Annotated in this window: 1 tRNA gene; it reads right to left on the bottom strand. The window is 42.4% G+C overall.

Features of this window, described 5'->3' with window-relative positions:
- Positions 1-247 precede the first annotated feature (247 nt).
- A tRNA-Val gene (locus BIW53_RS16640) sits at positions 248-323 on the bottom strand.

The raw sequence follows: 323 nt of genomic DNA, 5'->3' as shown, positions 1-323 counted from the left end.
GATTAGAAAAAGAGATTGATTGTGATTAAATGGTGGGTCGTACTGGAGATGAACCAGTGAGCTTCGCCTTTTAGTTAAAAGGGTGGCGATGCTTGGTAATAGATACTTAGGAAGTGATTAGAAAAAGAGATTGATTGTGATTAAATGGTGGGTTGTACTGGAGATGAACCAGTGAGCTTCGCCTTTTAGTTAAAAAGGTGGCGATGCTTGGTAATAGGATTAGAAAAAGAGATTGATTGTGATTAAATGGTGGGTCGTACTGGACTTGAACCAGTGACCCTCGCCTTGTAAGGGCGATGCTCTCCCAACTGAGCTAACGACCC

Origin of the sequence: Pseudoalteromonas byunsanensis (assembly GCF_001854475.1) — a bacterium.
Classification (GTDB): Bacteria; Pseudomonadota; Gammaproteobacteria; order Enterobacterales; family Alteromonadaceae; genus Pseudoalteromonas; species Pseudoalteromonas byunsanensis.
Note: the sequence above shows the minus strand (reverse complement) of the source record. Positions and strands in the feature narration are given on the sequence as shown.